Raw genomic sequence first — 23,927 nt, forward strand, 5'->3', positions numbered from 1 at the left:
GGTTGTTCTCGCCGACGAAGGAGGCGACGAAGGGGGTGCGCGGCTCGGCATAGACGGAGCGCCCGCCACCGACCTGCTCGATCACCCCGGCATTCATCACCGCGATGCGGTCCGACATGGTCAGGGCTTCGCCCTGGTCGTGGGTGATGTAGATGAAGGTGATGCCCACCCGCTTCTGGATGGCGCGCAGCTCCGCGCGCATGTGCTGTCTGAGCTTCAGGTCGAGGGCGGACAGCGGCTCGTCGAGCAGCAGCACGGACGGCTCCACCGCCAGCGCGCGGGCGATGGCGACGCGCTGCTTCTGGCCACCGGAGAGCTCGGAGACCAGCTTGTGGCCGTGCTCGGGCAGCGCGATCTGGATGAGCAGGTTCTTGACCTTCTCATCCCGCTCGTGGCGCGGCACGCCGCGCACGCGCAGGCCGTAGCCGATGTTCTCGGCGACCGTCATCATCGGGAACAGAGCGAGGTTCTGGAAGATGAGGGCGGTCGGCCGCTTGTTCGGCCCGATACCCTTCATGTCCGCCCCGCCGATGCGCACCGTGCCGCGGGTCGGCTCGATGAAGCCGGAGATGGTGCGCAGGAGCGTGGTCTTGCCGCAGCCGGAGGGGCCGAGGAAGGAGAAGAACTCGCCCGGCTCGATGGTGAGGTTGGCGTCGCGCACCGCGACGAAGTCGCCGAAGGTGACGTTGACGCCCTCAAGCTCGACGGCTGCGGCCATTAGGTTTCCTTGCAATGCGAGGATTTTTGGTCGTCATGGCCGGGCTCGTCCCGGCCGTCCACGGTCGCCTCGTCGTCACGGACGTGGGTGCCCGGGACGAGCCCGGGCATGACGGCGCTCGTGGAACTCAGGCCGCCTTGAACTTCTCGGCGTACTGGTTGCGCAGTTGCGTGTACCAGGAGGTATCGGGCGGGCGGCGCCAGAGCTTGGCCAGCGCGTCGTCCGGATAGGCCTCGGCGAAGTTCTTCTTGGCGACCTCGGAGAGGAAGGCATCCGCGCCCTTCACCACCGGGTTGTAGCCCGATCCGTTGGCGATCATCGCCGAGATTTCCGGCGTGTGGATGAAGTTCAGGAACGCATAGGCCTGCTCGATGTTCTTCGCGCCCTTGGTCATCGACCAGCCGTCGATCCAGGCGATGGCGCCTTCCTGCGGCGCCATGTAGGTGACCGGCTTGCCCTGCTTCTTCAGCGACAGTGGCGGGCCGTCCCAGGTCTGGCCGATGACGCAGCCATTCTCCATGAAGCCGGATTTGGTCTTGTCGGCGCCATCCCAGAACTGCTTGACCTGCGCCTTGTTCTCGACGGCGAATTTGGTGATCACGTCGTAGATGCGACGCGCCGTCTCTTCGTCCTTGTAGCTGTCGCGCATCCGGTTCGACGGCAGCTTGCCGGTTGCGTCCATCCACAGGCCGATGCCGAGCAGCAGCGAATGCGGGCGTCCCTGCATCTTGCCCTTGAACTCCGGCAGCCACAGCGTGCCGTAGCTGAGGTTCTTGTAGTCAAGCTTGGCGAGGTCGGTGCGCCAGGAGATCGCCTCCGAGCCCCAGCAATGCGGCACGTGATAGAGCTTGCCATCCCAGGTCCACAGGCTGGTCGAACCCTCCAGCATCGAGGGGATGAGGGTGTCCAGCTTCAGTTTGGAGGTGTCGAGCGGCGCAAACACTTCCAGCTCGCGGAACTCCGGCGCGCGGCTGAAGGAGGGCATGCACAGGTCGAAGCCCTCGCCGTCCGTCGCCTGAAGTTTGTTGATCTGCTCCTCGTTCTGCGAGAACGGCGTTGTGCGGACCTTGATGCCGGTCTTCTTGGTGAACTCCGGCACGACCGGATCCGGAAGTTCGTCGCTCCAGATCAGGAGGCTCAGTTCGCCGGACGAGGCGAGAGCATCGCGCACCAGGAAGGGGCCGCTCGCGAGCGCGGCGCCCGCCCCGAGCGCTCCCTTGAAAAAGGTGCGGCGATTGAAGGCGCGGGCGGCCTCCAGGGTCTTCATCGCCGACGACGTCGCATCTTTCGGCATTACATCTTTCAACTTGGGCATGACGGCATGTCCTGTTGGGTGAGCGGGCAAAGCGTCGGCACGGCTCCGGGCGGGCATACAGGCGCCCTTCCCGGCAGCTCCGGAAGGAATACCGATGACCGGAATTTTGTCTGGCGTTGCGTAGAATAGAATGATATACTGCTGTATAGAATGCAAAGGCAGATTACTTGCGTCAAGAGACGACATGCCCGTATTTCGCACTTGCACAAAATTTGCGCCGCAGTGAGCCGGCATCGGCAAATCTGCTCATTGCAGATCATGGAAGAGGGCTTCCACGCCTAACGCGTGGGCAGGAGGGACAGGAATGGCCGACGTGATGCTGAAGACCAAGGGCGTGGAAGCCGTCGACAAGGCGCTTCACATCCTGTCGCTCTTCACCACCGAAACGCCGAAGCTGTCGCTCGGCGAGATCAGCCAGCGCAGCGGCTATGTGAAGAGCACGGCGCTCCGTCTGCTCATCTCGCTGCAGAATGCCGGACTGGTTATGGCGACGCCGGATAAGTGCTATGCGGTCGGCGCCCAGGCCTTCCGGCTCGGCCATCTCTACCAGCGCACGCTGCGGCTCGAGCAGATCGTGCGTCCGGTGCTGCGGGCGCTTGTCCTGCGGACCGGCGAGAGCGGCTCATTCTTCCGGCGCGAGGGAAACATGCGCGTGTGCCTGTTTCGCGAGGATTCCTCGCAGGTACTGCGCGAGCACGTGCCGGAAGGCGAGGCCGTCGGCCTCGACAAGGGCGCGCCGGGACATGCCCTCACCGCCTTCGCCGATGTCGATGGCAGCCGGCGCGCAACCCGCGAGGAACTCGCCCGGTTGCCGATCGTCTCGCTAGGCGAGCGCGGCCCCGATATTGCCGGCATCGCCGCCCCGGTGTTCGGCGCCGGTCAGGGCCTGGTCGGCGCGGTGACGCTGTCCGGGCCACGGACCCGCTTCACCCAACAGACGATCGAGGAGATGAAGCCGCTTGTCCTGGAAGCCGCCGGCGAACTCACAAGGGCACTGGCGGGCTCATTCTATGACTAGGGCCCTCTCCGTCCGGGTCGGATGATCCCATCCGACCGATGGAAGGCTCCGACGCTCAGTAGCCCCGCCCCGGCTCGACCACGTCGATCAACGCCTGCCCGCCGACATAGCGATCGAGGTTCGCCAGGATCTTGGTGACCAGCCGCTCCTCAAACGTCGGATCCGACCAGGAGACATGCGGGGTGATCCGCACCGCCGGATGGTCATAGAGCGGATGGCCGGCCGGCAGCGGCTCGGGCTCGGTCACGTCGAGCGTGGCGAAGCCGACCGTGCCCGCGGCGAGCGCGTTTAGCAGTGCGTCCTGGTCCACGAGGTCGCCCCTCCCGACATTGATGAGGTGCAGCCCCGGCCTTGCCGCCTGCAGCAGGTGGCGCCCGACGATGTGCCGTGTCTCCGCCGTCGTCGGCACGGCGACCACGAGGTGATCGGCCTCGGCAACCAGCGCCTCGGGCGAGGCGCACGGCTCCACGAAGGGCTCCGCATCGGTCCACGCTCCGCGGCGCACGGCGCGGATCCGCATGTCGAAGCCCGCCGCGCGCCGGCCGACCGCGCGGCCGATGGCGCCATAGCCGATCAGTCCGAGCGTCCGGCCTTCCAGACGCCCGAGCTCGACGTCGCGCCAATCCTCCGGCGCGCGGACCGTGATCTCGTGCAGGCGCTTCTCGCGCGCCAGCATGGCCGCCAGCACGTATTCCGCGATCGCCACGGCGGCGACGCCGCGCCCACAGCTCACGGTCGTCCCGCACCAGAGCCAGGCCGGATAGGCGTCCATGCCTGCGGACATGGTCTGAATCCACCTGAGACCGTGGGGCCAGCCGTACGGGGGCACGGCCGGCGCCTGCCGCCAAGCAGGAAAGGCACGGGTCAGCAGGATGTCGGCCTGCGGCGCCACCTCCCATGGCCGGTCAGCGGCAGCGTCGTCGATGACGACCGGCCGGGATGGATGGGCGGCGACGCGCGCGCCGATCACCGCGCCGAGCTGATTGACCACGACGGGCCGCGCAGAACCATCCGCCATGGCCGCTACGCCTGGAACGGGGAGACGTAGGCGTCCGTGAGATTGAGCAGCACACTCTTAGTCTGCAGATATTCATGGATCATATCCGCACCGCCCTCCCGGCCGAGGCCGGACATCTTGTAGCCGCCGAACGGCGTGATGTTCGAGCTCGCCCGGTAGGTATTCACCCACACCGTTCCCGCCTGAAGCCGGGCCGCCATGCGGTGCACCCGATTGACGTCGCGGGTCCACAGGCCGGCACCGAGGCCGAAGCGTATGTCGTTGGCGATGCGCAGGGCGTCGGTCTCGTCGTCGAAGGGAATGACGCACAGCACCGGCCCGAACACCTCCTCCTGGGCGATCCGCATCCGGTTGTCGACCCCGACGAAGATGGTCGGCTCGATGAAGAGTCCTTCGCCCAGCCCGGGACCGGTGGCCGGGCCGCCGCCGCAGGCGAGAACCGCTCCCTCCTCCTTGCCCATCGCGATGCGCTGCAGGATGCGGTCGTATTGCGGCCGGTTGGCAACCGGGCCGATATGGGTTGCCGGATCCATCGGATCGCCGAGCCGGATGCCGCGCGTCAGTTCGACCACCCGTGCGACGAAGGCGTCATGGATCGAGCGCTCGACCAGCAGGCGCGAGCCCGCGATGCAGCTCTGTCCGCCCGAAGCGAAGATCGCGGCGACCGCGCCATGCGCGGCATTCTCCAGATTGGCGTCGGCGAACACGATGTTGGGCGACTTGCCGCCCAGCTCGAGAATCACCGGCCGCAGGCGCTTCGCCGCAGCGGCATAGACCGCGAGACCACCATCGACACCGCCGGTGAAGGCGAGCTTCGCCACGTCCGGATGCTCGACCAGTGCCTTGCCGGCCTCGCTGCCGAGCCCCGAGACGACATTGACGACGCCGGGCGGAAACCCCGCCTCCTCCACCAGCGCGGCGAAGCGCAGGGCCGATGCGGTGGTGAACTCCGACGGCTTGACGACCGCCGTATTGCCGGTCGCCAGCGCCGGCGCGAGCTTCCAGGCGAGCAGGTTGAGCGGTGAGTTCCAGGGCGTGATCATGCCGATCACCCCGAGCGGCTCGCGACGCGTATAGCTCAGATGGTCGGAGCGATCCGTCGGCAGCACTTCGCCGGCGATCTTGTCGGCGAGCCCGGCGTAGAAATGATACCACTCGGGAATGCGGCCGACCTGCGCCTTCATTTCGCGATAGGTCTTGCCATTGTCGCGGACCTCGATAGCGGCGAGCTCATCGACATTCTTGAGGACGAGGTCGGCAAGGCGGCGCATCAGCGCGGCCCGCGCGGGCGCGGTCATGGTGCTCCACGGCCCCTCGCGGAAGGCGCGCGACGCCGCCGCCACCGCGGCTTCCACATCGATCGCCGACGAGCGGGGTATCCGGCCCCACACCACGCCGGAAAAAGGGTTCTCCGTGTCGATATAGGTACCCGTACTCGGCGCGACGTAGCGCCCGTCGATGTAGTTCTCCAGCACTTCCATCAAACCCTCTCCTCGCCGTTCCGGCCGTCCGCTCGCCTCGTCGGCTTGACGACGTTAGTGCATGCCGTCATTCTATTCAACGATATATCATTCTACTCAATAGAACGACATGATTTCCTCTCGAGATGATGTCGGCAGATCGCGCAGCGCAGGCGCCAGGAGCGGTGATGAAGTATTTCGAGGCCAACAGTCCCTATGCCCGCGACATCGCGGCGGTCATCCATCCGCACACGCACCTGCGCCGGCATCTCGAAACCGGACCGGAGATCATAAATCGGGGACAGGGCATCTTCGTCCATGACGAACAGGGGCGACAATTCCTCGACGCCGCCGCCGGCCTTTGGTGCGCCTCGCTCGGCTTCGGGAATGAGCGGCTCGCCCGTGTCGCCTATGAGGCGATGAAAAACCTCGGCTACTACCAGATCTTCCGCCACACCTCGAACGCGGCCGCGATCGAGCTGTCCGAGCGGCTGCTCGCCCTCGCCCCCTGCCCGATGTCGAAGGTGCTGCTGCAATGTTCGGGCTCGGAGGCGAACGACACCGCCGCCAAGTTGGTCTGGTACTACTGGGATGCCGTCGGCAAGCCGGAGAAGCGCAAGATCATCTCGCGCCGCGGCTCCTATCACGGCTCGACCACAGTCGGCGTCTGCCTCACCGGCAAGCCGGAATTCCATGCCGGCTTCGGCCTCCCCTTCCCGGGGTTCCTCTACACCGACATGCCCTACTACTACCGCCACCATGTGGAGGGCGAGAGCGAGGAGGAGTTCTCGACGCGACTCGCCGCCTCGCTGGAAAAGCTCATCCTCGAGGAAGGCCCCGAGACCATCGGCGCGTTCTGGGCCGACCCTGTCGTCGGCGGTTCGGGCGCCGTGCTGCCGCCGAAGGGCTATTTCGAGAAGGTCCAGGCGGTCCTGCGCAAATACGACATCCTGTTCGTCGCCGACGAGGTGATCTGCGGTTTCGGCCGCACCGGAAACATGTGGGGCTCGCAGACCTTCGGCATCACGCCCGACATCCTGACCTGCGCGAAGGCGCTGTCCGCGGCGATGCAGCCCATCTCGGCGGTGCTGATCAATGAGCGCATCTTCGAAGGCATGCTGATCCAGAGCGATCGCAACGGCCGTTTCGTCCATGGCTACACCTATGCCGGCCATCCGGTGGCGGCCGCGGTCGCGCTGGAGACGCTGCGCATCTATGACGAGATCGACATGATCGGCCACGTCAAGGCGGTCGAGCCGCTGTTCCTCGACAGCCTCGGCGCCCTCGCCGAACATCCGCTGGTGGGCGATGTGAGTGGCTGCGGGCTGATAGCCGGCATCGAGGTTGTCGCTGACAAACGCAGCCGCGAGATGTTCCCGGCGAGCGTCGGGCTTCCCGCGAAGCTCGAAGCCAATGCGCTCAAGCATGGGCTCATCCTGCGGCACGTCGGCAACCGCCTCGCCTTCTCGCCGGCCCTGATCATCACCCCCGAGGAGATCCGCGATCTCGCCGGCCGCGTGAAAGCGCTGCTCGACGACACACTCGTCGAGCTCGGCTGACCCCGGCACCTCTTCCGACGATCCATGACAGGCCGGGCGTGCGAGCGCGCCCGGCACGGAGCCTGCTGTGACCGATTCGACCGGCGACAAGCTCGCCGCCCCCCTGCGCCGTGATGCACTGAAATCACATATTGCAGACGGCCTTCGGTGCGTGATGACACTGGCGGTCGGCGGCATCGGCGGGGCCATCGCCAGCGTCCTGCACCTGCCGCTGCCCTGGCTGATCGGTGCGATGATCGCGTGCACCTCGCTGGTGTGGGTGACCCGCGCGGAGATCTGGCGGTGGGTGCGCCCCCTCGCCCTCATCGTGCTCGGCCTGGGGCTGGGCCAGAGCTTCAGCCCGCCGATCCTCGCAGCGGTCGCCTCGGCGCTGCCGACCGTCGCCATAGCCGGCGTCCTCACCATCTGCATGGGCATAGCGGTGAGCCGGCTATTCGCCCGCCTCGCCGGCACCGACCTGAAGACGGGTTATTATTGCGCGGTGCCCGGCGGCGTCATCGTCATGGCGATCCAGGCCGAGCGCGCGGGTGCCGATGTGCCGAGCGTCACCTTCACCCAGTCGATCCGTCTCGTCCTGGTCGTCCTCACCATCCCGCCGATCCTCGCGCTCTCCGGGCTGGCGCAACACGGCAGCTTCCCTGCCAACGCGATGCCGCCCGCGACTCATGCCATGGCGCTGTCGGCGATGATCGTCGCCGGCTTCTTCTGCGCCCGGCTCGGAAAGCTGCTGCGTTTCACCAATCCCTGGATGATCATGCCCTGCTTCCTCGCCGTGGTGTTCTCGGCGACGGACCGGCTGCCCTCTGGCGTGCCGGTGGAACTGATCGACGCCGCACAGGTGGTGCTCGGCGCCTCGCTCGGCATCCGGCTGACACGCGACTTCCTGCTGCGCTCGTGGCGGCTCCTGGTCGCGTCGGCGATCTCAACGCTGACCATGTCGGCGGCGCTGGCCGCACTGGCGCTCGTCGTCGCCTGGCTCTCCGGACTGCCGGCCGCCGCGGTCATTCTCGGCATGGCGCCGGGTGGTATGCCGGAAATGTCGCTCACCGCACGCGCCCTCGATGCCCCGGTGGCGCTTGTGCTCGGCTTCCACCTGGTGCGGGTGATACTGTCCAACCTGCTCATCGAGCCGATCTGGCGGATAGCGGTGAGGATCGGGCTGGCGCATTAGAAGACCGGGACGCCAGAGGCAATCTTAAAAAGCGCGACGCGTCCTCATACTCGAGCACGTCTGAACGCCGCGCCCCGGCTGGGGTCATGGCGAGGATTCCTCATCCGACCAAATTCTCCATCGTCAATCCCGCGACCGGGCTCGCGATCCTAGCGGACAACCCCGTCGAGACTGCAAAGCACATGGGGTCGCCGGTGCTTGAGGTCGCTGACCAGTCCTAACCCCAGTCATCGAGAAAGGTCGCGTCGCGGATTCGGAACGGCCTAGATCCTCGTCACTTTCCCTTGCCGCACGTCTTCTTCGATCGCCGTGGGATCACGCTCGCTCACCGGGCCGTAGCCGCCGGCGCCCGCCATTTCGAAGCGCAGCACGTCGCCGACCTTGAAGCGGCGGGTGAATTTGGACGGCAGTGCCTGTTCGTCCGCTGCGCCCGGATTGAGGATGGAGACCGCGCCGGCGCCGCTGCCGCCGCCGAACAGACCCCAGGGGCGCGAGATAAAACGATCGGAGCGCACCTGCACCTGCACGTCGTCGGCCAGCAGCCGATACTGCCGGACCATGCCGAGCGCACCGCGATAGCGCCCCTGCCCGCCGGTGTCCGGCAGAAAACCGTATTGGTCGATGCGGATCGGATTCTCCGCCTCGATGAGTTCCACCGGCACATTGGCGAGATTGCCGATGCAATACGGCCCGGCGTCCTGGCCGTCGCTGTCCGGCCCGCCGCCGAGGCCGGTATTGTTGTGGAATTCGAGATGCAGGAAGCGCCGGCCCGCCGCGTCGTTGCCAGAGGCGGCGATGGCGAATTCCGAGCCGCCCGCGCAGGCCGGCAGCCGTCCCGGCAGCAGCAGCGCCAGCGCGCCGAGCACGATGGAACGCAGGCGGAAGCCCACCTGCCCGCGCGAGCCGACCGCCGCCGGGAATTTCACGTCGACGAAGGTGCCGGGCCGCGTCTTCACGGTGATCGCGCGGTACAGCCCGGCATTGTTCGGCACCGCGGCATCCAGCACGGTGCGGATCGCGGCATAGGCGCAGGACACAGTGAAGGCGCGGTTGCAATGCACGGCGCCGCCCTTGTCGTCGTCAGTCCCGCTGAAGTCGGCGACGATCTCGCTTCCCGTCTTTGTCAGCTTGAGGTGGATTCGGATCGGGCCGTTGCCGACGCCGTCATCGTCGTTCCATTCCTCGAACTCGACCTCGCCGTCGGGAAGCTTCGCGATCTCGGCGCGGGTGAGGATCTCGGCATAGTCGATCAGGTCGTCGAGATAGGCTTCGAGTATGGCCGGCTGCCAGTCGCGCGCCAGCTTCTCGACCTCGGCGGCTGCGTTGTCGAGTGCAGCGAGCTGGGCGCGCACATCGCCCATCACCCGCTCCGGCACGCGGGTGTTGAACTCGATGATGCGCATCAGCGTCTCGTTGACCTTACCCTTCTCGACGATCTTCACCGGCGGGATGCGCAGGCCTTCCTCGAAGATCTCCATGCTGTCGGCGGCATTGCCCCCCGGCACCCGGCCGCCGAGGTCGGAATGGTGCAGGATGAGGCTGACGATGGCGACCCGCCGGCCGTCCACATAGACCGGCTTGAAGGTGAAGATGTCGTTGAGGTGGCTGCAGCCCGAATAGGGGTCGTTGCTGGCCAGCACGTCGCCTTCATGGATGTCGTCGCCGAAATGGGCGAGGCAGGCTTCGAGCGCCGGCATGACGACGCCAAGATGCACCGGCACAGCAAGGCCCTGCGCCACCAGCCGGCCATGGGCGTCGCAGACCGCAGCCGAGAAATCCATGCTGTTCTTGACGTTCGAGGTGCGCGCCGTGCGCGTCACCATCACCAGCGCATTGTCGGCCGTCGTCACCAGCGCGTTCTTGAGCAGCTCGCGGCGGACCGGATCGATCGTGATCATGCTCTCTCTCCTCAAGCTGCGCGGCGCGACAGCACGATGTTGTTCCAGCCGTCGCGGCCTGCCTCCCATCCGGGAAGCACGACCACCGTGGTGTCGTATTCCTCGACGATCAGCGGCCCGGCCATCGGTAGCTCGCCGAGATCACCACGCGGCAGCACCGGCGTGTCGAACCAGCCGGCCGCGCCGAAGAAGGCCCGCCGCACATGCCGCGCCGCCTTCTTCTCGGCGCCGCGCCGCGCGCTGTCCGGCATGCGGGGATGGTTCGGCACGCCCTGGCAGACCAGCTTGATGGACACGAACTGGATCGGCTCGCTTGGCGAGGCATAACCGAACACGCTTTGATGCTCGGCGTGGAAGGCTGCCTCCAGTTTCGCCAGCGCCCCCTCGCCCTCCGGTACCGGCAAGGTCAAAGGCGCAGTCTGGCCGACATAGCGCAGGTCCGCGAATAGTCGCAGCCGGCGCCGGGCCTCGTCCTCGAAGCCTTCCGACCGCAGCATGTCGAGGCCGCGGGCGATCAGCGGCGCGGCAGCGGCGTCGAGCGCCGCCCGATCCACCTCGTCGAGGCGGCGATAGAAGGCGCCGACGAGCTGATGCTCGACATCGGCGAACAGCATGCCGAGCGCGCTGAACAGGCCCGCTACCGGCGGCACCACGATGCGCTTCATGCCGGCGGCTTCCGCTAGCGAGCAGGCATGGACCGGACCGTTGCCGCCGATTGCCAGCATCACATATTGCGAGGGGTCCCTGCCCTTCTCGGACGAGACGCCGCGCAGCGCGCGCAGCATGGTGGCGTCGGCAATGGCGTGAATGCCATAGGCGGTGTCGGTCACCGAGAGCCCGACCTTCTCGCCGAGCGCGGTCAGCGCGGCGCGCGCGCCCTTGATGTCGAGGCTGAGCTCGCCGCTGACCAGCGCGCCCGGATTGAGATAGCCCAGGATGAGATTGGCATCGGTGACGGTCGGATCCGTGCCGCCGCGGCCATAGGCGACGGGACCGGGCTCGGCACCGGCGCTGCGCGGCCCCACCAGCAGGCCGCCCGCCGCGTCGCTGGCGGCAATGCTGCCGCCGCCGGCGCCGACCTCGGCGATATCGATGGTCGGCACCTGGACGGGATAGCCAGCTCCCTTGATCATCCGGGTGCCGAGCGCGGCGCCGCCGCCGACCTCGGTTTCCGGACAGAGCGAGAAGGCGTGGTCCTCGATCACCGTCGCCTTGGCGGTGGTGCCGCCCATATCGAACACCAGCATGTTGCCGACATCGATCTTCACGCCGAGCCGCTGGCCGCCTAGCACGCCAGCGGCCGGGCCGCTTTCGATGATGTCGATCGGCTGGCGCGCCACCACGTCGCCCGGCGAGATGCCGCCGCTGGACTGCATGATCATCAGGGGTGCCTTGATGCCGAGCCGGTCGAGCCGCGCCTTGAGCGAGGAGACGTAGCGCTCGACGACGGGGCGGATATAGGAGTTCACCACCGTGGTGCTGGTGCGCTCATACTCGCCGAGCTGCGGCAGCAGGTCGACGGAGGCGGTCACCGGCACGCCAGGCAGGTGCTCCGCCAGCAACGCCGCCGCCCGCCGCTCATGCGCCGCATTGACGTAGGAATTGATGAAGGTCACGGCGACTGCCTCGACGCCCTCGTCCCGGAACGCCGCGGCCGTCACGTCGAGGGCGTGCTCGTCGAGCGGCGTCACCACGCTGCCGTCTGAGGCGACGCGCTCCTCGACCTCGAACCGCAGTCGACGCTCCACCAGCGGCGCGGGCTTCTTGTAGTGGATGTCGTAGAGCCGGGGCGTGCGGAAGCGCCCGATCTCCAGCACGTCGCGAAATCCCTTGGTGGTGACGACACCGACCTTGGCGCCCTTGCGCTCGATGATGGTGTTGGTGGCGACGGTGGTAGCGTGGACGAACTCGCCGATCTCGCCGGCATCGACATCCAGCTCGGCGAGCAACGCCGACACGCCGTCCTCGATGCCCTGGCTGTAATCCCTGGGCGTGGAGAGCACCTTTTTGCTGAAGATGGTGCCGTCGCTGCGCATCAGGACGACGTCGGTGAAGGTGCCGCCAATATCGACACCCAGGCGATAGGAGTTCCGCGTCATGGTCATTCCGATGATCGTTGGAGCAGCGCGTCTCAGCGCAGGCGCGCGGCGGCGGGGATGGGCCAGACGTGTTCGACCCGTCCGCGGCGCGCGGCGAAAATCTCGCTGTGGAGATGCACGGTTGTGTCGGCATAGCCGACGACGAAACGAATGCGTTCGCCGACACGTGGCGCGGCGCTCGGCGCCTTGAGCTCGACCTTGGCGTGCTCGGCCGAGAAGCCGGCCCGCTCGACCTCCGGCACATCCAGCGGGAACGGCACGCCCGCATCCGTGCTCATAGCCTTCTTGCCGGCGTCGGCGATGATGCGCGTCGGTGCCGGCCGGCTGGTCACGGTGGAGAGCACCGTCAGGGCATAGTCGACCGGCACGTTGTAGATGGTGCGGTAGCGGACATCGCCGAAGATGCCGCCGCCAGCCTGGATCTCAGTGACGCCCGGTATCGCGGCCGTCGTCTCGAAGGTGCCGGTACCGCCGCAACTGACGATCCCGATCGGGATGCCGGCGTCACGGCAGAGCTGCGCGCTGGCGACCACTGCGCCGACCGCCTGCGCGATGGCGCTGCGCTTCTCGTCGGGATCGGGGATGCGGGTGGTGTGCCCTTCCCACGTCATCAGTCCCGCGAGATGGAGCGAGCCGTATTCTCCGACGATGCGTGCGAGGGCCAGCACCGGCTCGCCCGACAGCACGCCGGCGCGCTCCGTGCCGGTATCGACTTCGATGAGCACCCGCAGCCGGACGCCGGAGGCTTCCGCCGCCCGCGCCAGTTCCACGATATTCTCCGCCCCGTCCACCGCCACCGCGATATCCGCCCGGCCGCGCAGCCGCATCAGGCGTTCGATCTTGATCGCACCGACGATCTGGTTGGCGATCAGGATGTCCTTGATGCCCGCATCAACCAGCATCTCGGCTTCGGAGAGCTTGGCGCAGGTGATGCCGATCGCGCCGGCGGCGATTTGCAGGCGGGCGATATCGGGGGATTTGTGACTCTTGCAGTGCGGGCGCCAACCGACACCCCCGGCGGCGCACGCACCGACGATCCGCGCAACATTGCGCTCCATGATGTCGAGATCGACGATCAAAGAAGGCGTGTCGAGCGCGTCGAGCGACGCGCCGACCAGGTTGGTCACGCCGGTCATGCCGCTAACGCCCGAGGCCGGCAGGCGAGGAACAGATGCACGATATCGCGTGCATCACTGAGCCCGTCGAGCTGCATCAGCGCGCGCTGGAGCGCGCCGACCTTCTCTTCGTCCGCACCGAAGCCCCATTGCAGGCAGGAGCGGAACTTGGCGAACACCTCCTCCTCGCTCATCGGCTCGTCCGGCGCGCCCTTCATGGTCCAGCGCTCGACGGTGAGCCCGCGGCCATCCTTGAGCTGTAGCCGCACCCGTGCCGGGGCAACGGCGGTCGGCTCGATATCCGTGGCGGCGACGGTCTGCAGCCGCGCGGCGAAGGCGACATCCGTGGCGCGGATGCGATCGGGGGTGAAGGTCGCGATCTCGACCTTGCCGTCGGTCAGCGCGGCGGCAAAGGCATAGGCGGCGTTGAACTGGGCATGGACCACCGGGTTTGGATGGGCGCGATCGAATGACGCGCCGACGATCTTGCGGTTCACCTCGCCGAGTTCGATGGTGCCGCCCGCGATGTCGTCGCCGGTGATGCCCTGCGCGCGCAGTTCGAGCGCGAGATGGATCACGGTGTGCACGCAGCGGCAGCACGGATACGGCTTCATGCTGAGGTCGCGGACCCTCCAGATCTCGCCGAGCTGGTCGGTCAGGATCTCCGGCTTCACCTCGCCGCGCTCATGGAGCTCGAACAGGCCGGCCTCGCCCTCAAGGAAGCGCCAGGGGCCAGTGATGCCGTTCACCGCGAGGTGCGCCGCGAGCACGCCGGAGCGGGCGGCGAAGCCCGGCCCGATGCGCTTGGCGAGTGCGCCATCGGCAATGAACTGCGTCGTGCCGCTGAGCTGGACGAAGGCCAGCGCCATCGCATGCAGCATATGCTCGGCATCGAGCCCGAACACCTTGGCGGCGGCCGCCGCCGCGGAGATCGACCCCAACGCCGTAGTCGGGTGCCAGCCCTTGCCCAGGGAATTGTAGCAGGCAAGGCCAAGGCGGCAGAACAGCTCGACGCCGACCGTGACGGCGGTGATGAATTCCCGTCCTGTCGTCGGCTTGTCCCGGGCCTCGATCGCCGCCAGCACCGTGGGAAGCACGACGCAGAACACATGGACGCGCGCCGGATCGTGCTGGTCGTCGAAATCGAGGCTGTGGGCGGCAGCGCCGTTGGCGAGCGCGGCAGTGGCCGGGTTGGCCTTGCTTGAGTTGAGCAAAAGTGTCGCCTTGCCATTGCTTTCCCACGCCGTCAGTGCGGCCAGCAATTCGGCCATGCCCGGAGCCCTGGCGGCACCGGCGATGACGCCCAGCGTGTCGAGCGTGAAGAGCTTGGTGGTGCGCACCACGTCGGCAGGCAGGTCATCATAGGAAAGACCGGCGAGGACGGCGGCGATGGCGCGCCCGATGCCGGGCGCCGCGGCGGTGTAATCGTTCATCGGAGACTACGCATTCATGTCGTGCCGCAGGAGATCGGAAATCTCGCGCCGCAATTCGAGGAACAGGGGGTCAAGCTTCATGCTCTCGCGGCGCGGCCGCTCGAACGGCACGACCAGTTCGCGCAGCACGTGGGCCGGGCGCTTCGAGAAGACGAGGATGCGGTCGGCGAGGTAGAGCGCCTCCTCGATGCCGTGGGTAACGAACAGCACCATCTTCCGCTCGGCCTCCCAGATACGCACCAGCTCGTCCTGGAGGATGTCGCGGGTCTGCACGTCGAGCGCGCCGAACGGCTCGTCCATCAAGAGCAGGCTCGGACGGATGCAGAAGGCGCGGGCGATGCCGACGCGCTGCTGCATGCCGCCGGATAGCTGGTGCGGCCAGGAATTCTCGAAGCCGGTGAGGCCGACGAGGTGCAGATAATGGCGCGCCTGTTCCAGCCGCTCGGCCTTGCCGACTCCCATCACCTCGAGCCCGAAGGCAACGTTCTCGATCGCGGTGCGCCAGGGGAACAGGTCGGCGCCCTGGAACACCATGCCGCGGCCGGCGCCGGTCTTGCCGGTGATGTCCTTGCCGTCGAGCACGATGGTGCCGCGGTCCGCCGCGACCAGGCCATTGATGATCTGCAACAGGGTTGACTTGCCACAGCCGGAGGGGCCGAGGAGAGCGACGAACTCGCCCTCCTCCACTTCCAGCGACTGGTCGACCAGAACCGGAACATCTCCGAACGACTTGGAGACATTCGATACGGTGAGATGGGCCATGTCAGGCGAGCTCTTTGATGGCCTGCTCGACATAAGTGCGGTCGATGAGCTTGTTGAGATCGACCGTTCCCTTCAGCGCCCCGGCCTCCTTGTAGGCCGGTATGACCTTGGCGAACTCGTCCGGTGTCATGGTCTGCATATTGTCGGGGAAGGCCTTGATCTCGACCGTCAGGGTCTCCCACACCGGCTTCAGGAAGCCGTCATCGGCGGCCTTCAGTTCCTTCGAGGAGGCGTACTTGCCGACCTGCTCCTTGTACCAGCCATAGTCGGCATTGGTCTTGCGGAAGGAGGTCAGGATCGCCTTCAGGGTGGCGACGGCGGCGGCCTTGTTCTCGTCCGGCTCCAGCCATTTGCCAGTGGTCATGACGATGGCGCTGAACCAGTTGCCGTATTCCTGCCAGGGCCGCACCAGGATCTGGTAGTTGCCGCGCGTCGCCAGCTCGGCGGCCTGCTCGACATGCATCGGCACGGCATCGACGCGGCCGGCGATGAGCGCTCGGGCGCGGTCGCCGGAGCTGCCCATCTCGATGAAATTGACCTTCTTGGGGTCGATCTTGCGCTTGATGAGCGCGCCGACCAGCATGACGTACATGAAGTCGCCGATACTGTTGACGGCAATCGTACCACCATTGGCCGCAACCTCTTCGAGGCTCTTGGTCTTGTCGGCATTGACGACGATGACCTGCGACGTGTTGCTGTAGGAAAGACCGATGATCCTGAGGTCGGCCCCGGCTTCCGCCGCGGCGAGCGTCGAGGCGACGTCGCCATCACCGAGATCGGCCGCGCCGGCGATCACTTCCTGGGCGATCTGCGGGATCTTCTTGGTCGGACGGACTTCGGGCGCGGCGAAACCGGGTATCTTGGCAAGCTCGGCCTGCAAGGCGGCCTGCATCGGCACGTTCACCGCGGCCGCCGACGCCAGCGTGTTGATCTTCAGCACGCGCCCGGCCTGCGCAAACGCTTGAGACACCGGGCCGAGCGCGATCATGCCGAGGCCACCGGCCCCGGCAGCAACGCCTGCACGCAGGAAGCCGCGTCTGCTCATGTCCTCGAACATCATCATCAGTCATTCCCCTGTTGTTTTTGCGAATGAAGGTTCATCGATCCTGCGTCCGGCTGGCGTACCAGGGCGCTGCGCGGTCGGCGATCCGGCGCAGCAGCGTGGTCGCCGAGATGCTGACCACCATCAGGATGACGATCAGCGCGAAGAGCGGGGCGGTCGACAAATCCAGGCCGGCGTCGTTGAGCAGCCCGCCATAGCCGGCGCTGATGAACATCTCGGCGGTGACCATGGCGCGTAGCGCGTGGACGAAGCCGACACGCGCGGCGATCATCACATAAGGGTGCAGGGCCGGCAGGATGACAAAGCGGAAGCGCTGGAAGTCGCTGGCGGCGAAGGAGCGCGCGACATTGATGAGGCGCGGCGAGACCGAGCGCGCGGCTTCGGTGATGGCGATGACGACGTACCAGACCGTCACCACGAAGACGATGGCGGTGCTGAACAGCAGGCCGCGGCCCATCAGGATGATGAACAGAGGAACGATCGCCGCCGCCGAGATGACGATGAACATCGACGCCCACGGCTTCACCACCGCATCGACCGTAGGCATGCGCCCCATGGCGATGCCGAGCGGCACGCCGATGCCGAGCGCGAGCAGGTATCCGATCATCATCTGCCACATCATGCGCCACAGCGCGGCCCAGAAGGCGCCCTCGGAGAGCGTTCCGACCAGGGCCTGCGCCGCCTGCACCGGCGTGGCGAGCAAGGCGTCGCCGAGGCTTTGCCCGGCCATCTGCCAGAGCGCGAGGACCAGGAGGATGCCGAGAAGATTCACGAGGCGCGGATGGAGTTTCATGCCGAAGCCCTCGGGCGCCACACGCAGATGCGCCGCTCGATGAGCAGCAAGATTTCCTGGAGCGTGAGCCCCAGCAGGCACAGCACCGCCAGCACGCCGAGCACGGCCGCGCTGTCGAGCCGCACCGCCGCCTGCTTCATGATCGAGCCGAGATTGACCGCCGCCAGGAACAGCTCTGCCGTGATCATGGCGTTGACGGCGCGCACCACACCGATGCGCAGCGCGGTGAACAGGAAGGGCAAGCTTTCCGGCACCAGCACGAGCCGCGTGCGCTGCCACGCGCCGGCGCCGAACGAGCGCCCGACATCGAGCAGCCGGCGATCGGCGTTGCCGGCGCCGGTCGAGATCACGATGATCATGTCGAACACGCACATCATGACGACGAGCGCGACGCGCGCTTCGAAATACAGCCCGAACCAAATCATGATGAACGGCACCCAGGCGACGCTCGGCACCGCGTAGACGAGGTTGACGATCGGATCGAGCAGATCGTGGATGAAGCGCACCCGCCCCATCAGCATGCCGACGGGGATGGCGATGGCGCAGGCGATGACATAGCCGAGCGCCATGTGCTGCAGCGAGCCGGCCAGCGCCACGGGCAGTTCGCCGCTGGCGATGAGCTCCCACAGCCGCGCGAGCACGCCCAGGGGCGGCGCCAGCACGAAGCTGGAATAGCCCTGCGCCACGATTTGCCAGATGACGAGCCCGGCCGTGACCGAAGCGGCATACAGGAAGCCGAAGGAGCGCTGGCCGGGCTGCCGGATCGCACGGCGGCCACCACTCGGTGCGGCATCGGCATCGATCGTCATTCTCGCTCGACCCTGGAGGTTCGGGGCTTACGCCCTCAGATCGGTTATTGTAAACTTAGTCGCATAGTTGACTAGCTGTCTAGTCAGCTTTGGGGGAAATGACATTTGCCGCAAGCCGACTTCACGCCGATCTATGCGCGCATACAGAGGTTCATCCGGGACGAGATTGCGTCCGGCCGTCTGACCGAGGGCGCCCGCGCGCCCTCCGAGCCCGAGCTCGCCGCCCGCTTCGGGACGACGCGCGCGACGGTGGCGCGCGCGCTCCAGCAACTGGTTTTCGAGGGCGTGATCGTCCGCCGCTCCGGCAGCGGCACGTTCGTCGCCCCGCTGCCGATCAGCGCGCCGATCGATCTCACGCGGGTGCGCTCCTTCGAGGAGCAGATCACCGCCAAGGGCGCCACGGTCGAATACGAGACGCTGGACTTCGTCCGGCGCAAGGCGAGCGCAAGCGAGGTGGAAACGTTGCATCTCGATCCGGGCGGGCATGTCCATGCGCTCGACCGGCTCCGGCTGGTCAGCGGCAAGAAGATGAGCATCGAGTGCCGTATCATCCCCGACGAGCTGGGCAGCCGGATGACGCCGCACATGCTGGAGACCAAGTCGATCCACCGCATCCTCGACGAGGATTTCGGCCTGCGGGTATTGCGGGTCGAGGGCCGCATCCGCGCCGGCCTCGCCCGGGGCAGCATGGCCGACCGGCTCGGGGTGAAGCGCGGTGCGGCGCTCATCATCCGCGACTATGTGCTGTTCAGCGCCGATCGCCGTCCGCTGGTCAGTGGAGAGTCGTTCTATCGCGACGACTTCCACATCGACTACGTCGTGCAGCAGTCGCGCACCGACTGAGCCCAGGCGGACTTGGCCATGGTGCGAGGGGTGATTCACGCGTCCGCCTCCCTCGCATAGACGGCGCGGGCGGCCTCGCGGCTGACATAGCCATAGGCGACATCGCGCTCCAGCGCCGCGCGCTCGCGCTGCTTCGGGTCGCCATAGCCGCCGCCGCCGGCCGAGATGCAGACGATGCGTGCGCCCGGCATCACCGCGACACCGCTGTCATGGACACCGATCTCCCGGCTGTCCGCTTCTTCGTCCGCAAGCCTGTAGTCATGGCCCGGCCCGGCTTCGCCGCCTTGCGTGCCGAAGGGGCGGACGAAGACTCCCTCCCCCGACGCATTGAGGATCGCCGGCGCCTCGCCTTGGTAGCGCAGCACGAGCCTGCCGCCGAGCCCGCCGCGCCGGCGCCCGGCCCCACCAGTATCGGTCGCCAGCGCGTATTCCTCGACCATCAAGGGATAGGCCGCCTCGGTGCGCTCGATGCTGGGAGACGGCGTCCCGCCGGGATTGTGCAGGCCACCAATGTTCGGCCAGCCATCATGGTCGCGATTGCCGCCGGTGCCGCCCTTGTTGAAGAAATAGTGCCAGATGAACGGCGCGCCCGCGCGATCCTCGCCGGCCAGCGCAAACCGGAAGCGCCGCGCGAAGCCGCCGATAGCCCGGCTGGGATCGGCTCCTTCCAGCGCCTGCAGCACCGCTTCGATGAGCGCGCAGGCGGTTGACGAGGTGCACGCGCCTACCGGCGCCGGCGACACCGGATCGAGCAGGCTGCCCGGCCGGGTGCGGATCTCGATGGCGCGCGTGCTGCCGTCGTTCAGCCCTTCGTCGTCGCCGCTGAAATACAGGAAGGCGACCATAACGGCGGCGCGGGTGTTGGCGTAGGGGCTGTTGATGAATGCCCTCACCTGATCCGGACATTGGGTGAGGTCGACGATCGCGCGCCCATCCCTGATCTCGATGGTGACCGGGATCGGCAGCAGGCCGCCCGGCGCTCCCGCGAACTCCATGTGGCTGAGCCCGGCATGGGAGCCGTTGCGACAACCTGCGAGCATCTTGCGGGTCACCGCCTCGCCGCCGTCGAGGATGGCGCCGACGCAGGCGCCGATCTCGGCGCTGCCATAGCGGGCGAACAGATGCAGCAGGCGGCGAATGCCGATGCGGACAGCCGCCAGTTGCGCCAGCAGGTCGCCGCGCAGATCGCCGGGCTTGCGGGAATTCTCAGCAACCAGCCGCAGCGTATCCTCGCGCAATTGGCCTTCCGCGACGAGCTTCAGCGGCGGTATGCGCAGCCCCTCCTGCCAGATCTCGCGTGCGGCCGCGCTGTAGCCGCCGGCCGACATGCCGCCTATGTCGCCCTGATGGGCGCGCAGCGCGATCCACAGGCGTACCTGGCCGTCCGCGAAGAATGGCATGGCGAGGGTGACGTCGGGCAGATGGCTGCCGCCCCAATAGGGATCGTTGGCCATCAGCACGTCGCCCTCGTTCAGTTCTCCGGCGAAGGCTTCGGCCATCATGCGGACCGCCAGCGGCATGGCGCCCATGTGGATCGGCACACGCTCGGCCTGCGAGACGGTGAGGAAATCGCCGTCCAGCACCACCGCCGAGAAATCCTGGTTTTGGTTCAGGATCGGCGAGAAGCAGGTGTGTGTCATGGTCTCGACCATCTCCTCCGTCACCGCTTTGAGCTTGTGACGAACGACGGCGAGGGTCAGCGGACTGACGCTCGAGGCTGTGGTCAGCTTCATGATGCACCTGCAACGATGATGAGGCTGCCGATCCGGTCCATCACGGCGGCGCTGCCCGGCTCGAGAAGGACAGTTGTGGAAGCGGATTCGACGATGGCGGGGCCTGCGACGCGCATGCCGCAGCGCAAATCGTCGAACCAGTAGACCGTGGCTTCGACGTGCCGCCCGATATAGATGTCCCGCCGCCCGCGGAAGGCGGGCGTGGGGTCGCCCGGCCCCGGCTCATGCGTCGGCAGGTCGATCTTGGGCAGGGCGCCGAACACCGAGACCCGGCAGGTGTCGATGATACCCGGCTCACCCTCATGGGCGTGCTGGTAGAGGCCGCGATAGGCCTCGGTGAACCCGCGCTCCAGGTCGGAAGGCTCGAGGCTGGCGCCGACGGAGACCGGAATGCCGTGGATCTGCCGGGCGTAGCGGCACTCCATGCTGCGCTGGACATGGATATCATCCGTGCCGACGCCGGTTTCCTTCAGCAAGGCGCGCCCATTTTCCTCCAGCTCATCGAAGATGGTGGCAAGCTCGGCGTGGCTGGTCGCGCGAATGGGGCGGTCGAGCGTGCGCTGGAGGTCCTGGCGAATGTCCGCGGCGAGGAAGCCGAGGGCGGAGAGCACGGACGCCATGCGCGGAATGACAACCTTCGGAATCTGCAATTCGCGGGCGACCCCGTTGGCGTGCAGGCCGCCGGCGCCGCCGAACGACATCAGGGCGAAATCGCGCGGGTCCTGGCCCCGGCGCACGGTAGCGAGGCGAATGCCCTCGGTGATGCCCGAGGTCGCCAGCACATGTACCGCCCAGGCTGCCTCCTCGACGCTCATGCCGAGAGGATTGGCGACGTCCGCCTCGATCGCTGCGCGCGCGGCGCTCACGCTGAGCGGCATTCGGCCACCAAGGAAGGTCTCGGGTGAGATCAGGCCGAGCACGAGATTGGCGTCGGTCAGCGTCGCCTGCGTGCCGCCCTTCTGGAAGCAGGCGGGCCCGGGAACCGCCCCCGCGCTGCGCGGACCGACGGCGAGGATGCCACTGGAATCCACCCGCGCCAGGCTGCCGCCGCCGATGCCGATCGGATTGACCTCGATGGCGGGCGCGGTGATGCGCAGGTCTGCGAGATCGGTGCGGCTGTGCTCGACCGGCACGCCGTCCTGGATCACGCACACATCGGTGCTGGTGCCGCCGGTGTCGTAGGTGACGAGATTGGCGAGGCCGAGCGCCCTGGCGAACAGCGCACCCGACATGGCGCCGCCGGCGGGACCGCTGGTCACCGCGCCGACGGCACGCCGGGCGGCGGCCTCGATCGGCAGGACGCCGCCGGTCGACTGCATGACGAACACCGGAACCTGGATGCCGCGTGCGTTCAACTGGCCGAACAGATGCCGCAGATAGGCCTGGAGCCCCGGCCCGACATAGGCGTTGACGAGCGCCGTGGAGAGCCGGTCGTACTCGCCTTCGCGCGAGAGCGCCTCGTGGCCCAGCGACACGAAAGGCCGCCATCCCGAGGCTTCGATCGCGGCACGCACCGCCTGCTCATGTTCCGGCCGCTTGTGGGCGTGCAGGAAGCAGACGACGACGCCCTCGACATCCGCCGCCTTTAGGTGCGCGATGGCGCCCGCGACCTCGGCCTCATCGAGCGGGGTCAGCACATCCCCGTCCGGACCGACCCGCTCGCCCACCTCCAGCCGCAGCGGCCGGGCGACGATGGGCTCGGGAGCCGGCGTGCGCAGGGCGTAGCGGTTCTGTCGCGATCCCTCACGCAGCTCGATCAGGTCGCGAAAGCCGCGCGTCGTGATGAGGCCGAGACGGGCGCCGTTACGCTGCACCAATATGTTGGTAGCGACCGTGGTGCCGTGGATGAATACCGAGACTTGCTGAAGCAGCGCGCCCAGGCTTTCGCCGCGCTCGGTGGCCATCAGTTCCAGTGCATTGACCACGCCGCGGGACGGATCGTCCGGCGTCGAGGGCGACTTGACGAATTGCAGGGCGCCCGCCGGGTCGGCCAGCACGAGGTCGGTGAAGGTCCCACCGACATCCACGCCGATCAGCATTCTCTCACCTTCGCTGCACGCATCGCATTCCCCTGCTGATTTCTCGCATCATCAGGGCACCTTCGGAGCGCACGAACAATGACATTGCTATAGGCTTTGCGATGCCGCTTCAGCATCGCTCGGAGGCTCGCTTGAACCTGAATGCCCTGCGCAACTTCGTGGCCATCGTCGAAGCCGGATCGATACGCGAGGCCGCGGACAATCTGCACATCGCGCAGTCGGCGCTCAGCCGCCAGGTCTTGGGGCTCGAGCGGGAGTTCGGCGCGCCGCTGCTCTCGCGCCTGCCGCGCGGCGTGGAGCCCACGGCCGCCGGCCGGATCGTGCTCCGGCACGCGCGCCTCACCTTCGACCAGATCCGCAGCGCGCGGGAGGAAATATCCGCCTTCGAGGGGCTACGCACCGGGCAGATCCGGCTCGCCGCGATCGAACCCTTTGCCAATGGCCCACTGGCCGACTGCATCACCCGCTTCCAGACGAGCTATCCCGGCATTGTCTTCGATGTGCGCGTCGGCAATACGCGGCAGGTCGCGACACTGGTGCAGGAAGGCATTGCCGAGTTCGGCGTCGCCTATAACGCCCCGCGCGAGGCCGGTATCGTGCTGAGGGCTTCGGCGCGCCAGCCCCTGGTGGCGCTGGTGCGTCCGGAGCACGGACTGCCAAAAGCCGGCACCGTCGGACTTGCCGACATCGCCCAATGGCCGCTCATACTTCCGCCCGCGGGCTCGCCCACGCGGCTCCTCATCGAGGAGGCGGCACGGCGCTCCAACGTCCGACTTGGGCGGATCGGGTTCGAGAGCGATTCGGTCGCGCTGCGCTTGGCGATGGCGCAGCGCACAGACGGGATCGCCGTGCTCGCTCATCTGTCGGGGATGGCGGCCTGCGAGGCCGGCGCGCTGCGGATGCTGCGGCTAAGCGAAACGACATTGAGCGAGGGGCGGCTGGAGTTGCTGGCCGGAGAAGGCCGCACGCCGTCGCGCGCCACGCAGACCTTCGAACGCGTGTTGCGCTCAGCGTTGAAGAGCACTGATCAGGGACCCGGCGCCATCAAGGGGTGATCTCGGGCGGCGGCCCTTTCGTGAAC

The 23,927-nt window shown here is 67.2% G+C and carries 19 protein-coding genes; 5 read left to right on the plus strand and 14 right to left on the minus strand.

Annotation, left to right across the window (positions count from 1 at the left end):
• Positions 1 to 718, minus strand: a 718-nt coding sequence (locus U742_RS0101000) for an ABC transporter ATP-binding protein (protein WP_029349154.1), incomplete at its 3' end; no start/stop codon positions are given.
• 127 nt (positions 719 to 845) lie between these two features.
• Complete coding sequence (locus tag U742_RS0101010; protein ID WP_029349156.1) at positions 846 to 1,985, minus strand: extracellular solute-binding protein; 1,140 nt, start codon at positions 1,983 to 1,985, stop codon at positions 846 to 848.
• A 352-nt stretch (positions 1,986 to 2,337) separates the two neighbouring features.
• Here U742_RS0101010 and U742_RS0101015 point away from each other — a divergent pair, with 352 nt between their 5' ends.
• Positions 2,338 to 3,051, plus strand: coding sequence for an IclR family transcriptional regulator (locus U742_RS0101015; RefSeq protein WP_029349158.1), 714 nt, complete (start codon positions 2,338 to 2,340; stop codon positions 3,049 to 3,051).
• A gap of 55 nt (positions 3,052 to 3,106) precedes the next feature.
• Here U742_RS0101015 and U742_RS0101020 read toward each other — a convergent pair whose 3' ends face one another.
• Entirely contained in the window at positions 3,107 to 4,069 is a 963-nt protein-coding gene (locus U742_RS0101020; RefSeq protein WP_029349160.1) for an NAD(P)-dependent oxidoreductase, read from the minus strand.
• 5 nt (positions 4,070 to 4,074) lie between these two features.
• The gene (locus tag U742_RS0101025; RefSeq protein ID WP_038360212.1) at positions 4,075 to 5,550 is read right to left on the minus strand and encodes an aldehyde dehydrogenase; all 1,476 of its coding nucleotides are present in this window, start codon (positions 5,548 to 5,550) and stop codon (positions 4,075 to 4,077) included.
• 167 nt (positions 5,551 to 5,717) lie between these two features.
• Between U742_RS0101025 and U742_RS0101030 the strand changes: the two genes are divergently transcribed.
• Both U742_RS0101030 and U742_RS0101035 read left to right on the plus strand, forming a co-directional pair.
• Positions 5,718 to 7,088, plus strand: coding sequence for an aminotransferase (locus tag U742_RS0101030; protein WP_029349164.1), 1,371 nt, complete (start codon positions 5,718 to 5,720; stop codon positions 7,086 to 7,088).
• 67 nt (positions 7,089 to 7,155) lie between these two features.
• The gene (locus tag U742_RS0101035) at positions 7,156 to 8,259 is read left to right on the plus strand and encodes an AbrB family transcriptional regulator (RefSeq protein WP_156034096.1); all 1,104 of its coding nucleotides are present in this window, start codon (positions 7,156 to 7,158) and stop codon (positions 8,257 to 8,259) included.
• A 263-nt stretch (positions 8,260 to 8,522) separates the two neighbouring features.
• Here the strand turns inward: U742_RS0101035 and U742_RS0101045 are convergent, their stop codons facing one another.
• From U742_RS0101045 to U742_RS0101080, 8 genes are read right to left on the minus strand one after another with little or no spacing between them, the layout of a single operon-like run.
• Positions 8,523 to 10,157, minus strand: a complete 1,635-nt coding sequence (locus tag U742_RS0101045) for a hydantoinase B/oxoprolinase family protein (protein ID WP_051660757.1) — start codon at positions 10,155 to 10,157, stop codon at positions 8,523 to 8,525.
• 11 nt (positions 10,158 to 10,168) lie between these two features.
• Complete coding sequence (locus tag U742_RS0101050) at positions 10,169 to 12,262, minus strand: hydantoinase/oxoprolinase family protein (RefSeq protein WP_051660758.1); 2,094 nt, start codon at positions 12,260 to 12,262, stop codon at positions 10,169 to 10,171.
• Positions 12,263 to 12,288: 26 nt separating this feature from the next.
• Complete coding sequence (locus U742_RS0101055; RefSeq protein ID WP_029349172.1) at positions 12,289 to 13,392, minus strand: DSD1 family PLP-dependent enzyme; 1,104 nt, start codon at positions 13,390 to 13,392, stop codon at positions 12,289 to 12,291.
• Positions 13,389 to 14,804, minus strand: coding sequence for an MmgE/PrpD family protein (locus U742_RS0101060; protein ID WP_029349174.1), 1,416 nt, complete (start codon positions 14,802 to 14,804; stop codon positions 13,389 to 13,391). The genes U742_RS0101055 and U742_RS0101060 overlap by 4 nt, the downstream gene beginning before the upstream one ends.
• A gap of 6 nt (positions 14,805 to 14,810) precedes the next feature.
• Entirely contained in the window at positions 14,811 to 15,566 is a 756-nt protein-coding gene (locus U742_RS0101065) for an ABC transporter ATP-binding protein (RefSeq protein ID WP_029349177.1), read from the minus strand.
• 1 nt (position 15,567) lies between these two features.
• Positions 15,568 to 16,629: an ABC transporter substrate-binding protein gene (locus U742_RS0101070; RefSeq protein ID WP_029349179.1), complete on the minus strand. Its 1,062-nt coding sequence runs from the start codon at positions 16,627 to 16,629 to the stop codon at positions 15,568 to 15,570.
• A gap of 34 nt (positions 16,630 to 16,663) precedes the next feature.
• Positions 16,664 to 17,422: an ABC transporter permease gene (locus U742_RS0101075; RefSeq protein WP_156034097.1), complete on the minus strand. Its 759-nt coding sequence runs from the start codon at positions 17,420 to 17,422 to the stop codon at positions 16,664 to 16,666.
• The gene (locus U742_RS0101080; RefSeq protein ID WP_029349184.1) at positions 17,419 to 18,231 is read right to left on the minus strand and encodes an ABC transporter permease; all 813 of its coding nucleotides are present in this window, start codon (positions 18,229 to 18,231) and stop codon (positions 17,419 to 17,421) included. The genes U742_RS0101075 and U742_RS0101080 overlap by 4 nt, the downstream gene beginning before the upstream one ends.
• 105 nt (positions 18,232 to 18,336) lie before the next feature.
• On the opposite strand from U742_RS0101080, the gene U742_RS22350 reads away from it, so the two are divergent.
• Positions 18,337 to 19,074, plus strand: a complete 738-nt coding sequence (locus U742_RS22350) for a GntR family transcriptional regulator (protein ID WP_051660759.1) — start codon at positions 18,337 to 18,339, stop codon at positions 19,072 to 19,074.
• 35 nt (positions 19,075 to 19,109) lie between these two features.
• On the opposite strand, the gene U742_RS0101090 is transcribed toward U742_RS22350, so the two are convergent.
• Positions 19,110 to 20,807 (minus strand): hydantoinase B/oxoprolinase family protein, encoded by a 1,698-nt coding sequence (locus U742_RS0101090; protein ID WP_051660760.1) that lies wholly within the window; start codon positions 20,805 to 20,807, stop codon positions 19,110 to 19,112.
• Entirely contained in the window at positions 20,804 to 22,846 is a 2,043-nt protein-coding gene (locus tag U742_RS0101095; RefSeq protein ID WP_029349190.1) for a hydantoinase/oxoprolinase family protein, read from the minus strand. Before U742_RS0101095 ends, U742_RS0101090 begins: the two co-directional genes overlap by 4 nt.
• Positions 22,847 to 22,977: 131 nt before the next feature.
• On the opposite strand from U742_RS0101095, the gene U742_RS0101100 reads away from it, so the two are divergent.
• Positions 22,978 to 23,901 (plus strand): LysR family transcriptional regulator, encoded by a 924-nt coding sequence (locus U742_RS0101100; RefSeq protein ID WP_197028139.1) that lies wholly within the window; start codon positions 22,978 to 22,980, stop codon positions 23,899 to 23,901.
• Positions 23,902 to 23,927: the final 26 nt, after the last annotated feature.

Origin of the sequence: Allobosea sp. 117, from assembly GCF_000702305.1 — a bacterium.
Classification (GTDB): Bacteria; Pseudomonadota; Alphaproteobacteria; order Rhizobiales; family Xanthobacteraceae; genus Ancylobacter.

Coding starts and splice junctions, on each gene's coding strand:
- U742_RS0101015 (WP_029349158.1), top strand. CDS start 2,338: ATGGCCGACGTGATGCTGAAGACCAAGGGCGTGGAAGCCGTCGACAAG.
- U742_RS0101070 (WP_029349179.1), bottom strand. CDS start 16,629: ATGATGATGTTCGAGGACATGAGCAGACGCGGCTTCCTGCGTGCAGGC.
- U742_RS0101065 (WP_029349177.1), bottom strand. CDS start 15,566: ATGGCCCATCTCACCGTATCGAATGTCTCCAAGTCGTTCGGAGATGTT.
- U742_RS0101090 (WP_051660760.1), bottom strand. CDS start 20,807: ATGAAGCTGACCACAGCCTCGAGCGTCAGTCCGCTGACCCTCGCCGTC.
- U742_RS0101050 (WP_051660758.1), bottom strand. CDS start 12,262: ATGACCATGACGCGGAACTCCTATCGCCTGGGTGTCGATATTGGCGGC.
- U742_RS0101075 (WP_156034097.1), bottom strand. CDS start 17,422: ATGAAACTCCATCCGCGCCTCGTGAATCTTCTCGGCATCCTCCTGGTC.
- U742_RS0101010 (WP_029349156.1), bottom strand. CDS start 1,985: ATGAAGACCCTGGAGGCCGCCCGCGCCTTCAATCGCCGCACCTTTTTC.
- U742_RS0101060 (WP_029349174.1), bottom strand. CDS start 14,804: ATGAACGATTACACCGCCGCGGCGCCCGGCATCGGGCGCGCCATCGCC.
- U742_RS0101055 (WP_029349172.1), bottom strand. CDS start 13,392: ATGACCGGCGTGACCAACCTGGTCGGCGCGTCGCTCGACGCGCTCGAC.
- U742_RS0101080 (WP_029349184.1), bottom strand. CDS start 18,231: ATGACGATCGATGCCGATGCCGCACCGAGTGGTGGCCGCCGTGCGATC.
- U742_RS0101020 (WP_029349160.1), bottom strand. CDS start 4,069: ATGGCGGATGGTTCTGCGCGGCCCGTCGTGGTCAATCAGCTCGGCGCG.
- U742_RS0101095 (WP_029349190.1), bottom strand. CDS start 22,846: ATGCTGATCGGCGTGGATGTCGGTGGGACCTTCACCGACCTCGTGCTG.
- U742_RS0101030 (WP_029349164.1), top strand. CDS start 5,718: ATGAAGTATTTCGAGGCCAACAGTCCCTATGCCCGCGACATCGCGGCG.
- U742_RS0101025 (WP_038360212.1), bottom strand. CDS start 5,550: ATGGAAGTGCTGGAGAACTACATCGACGGGCGCTACGTCGCGCCGAGT.
- U742_RS0101045 (WP_051660757.1), bottom strand. CDS start 10,157: ATGATCACGATCGATCCGGTCCGCCGCGAGCTGCTCAAGAACGCGCTG.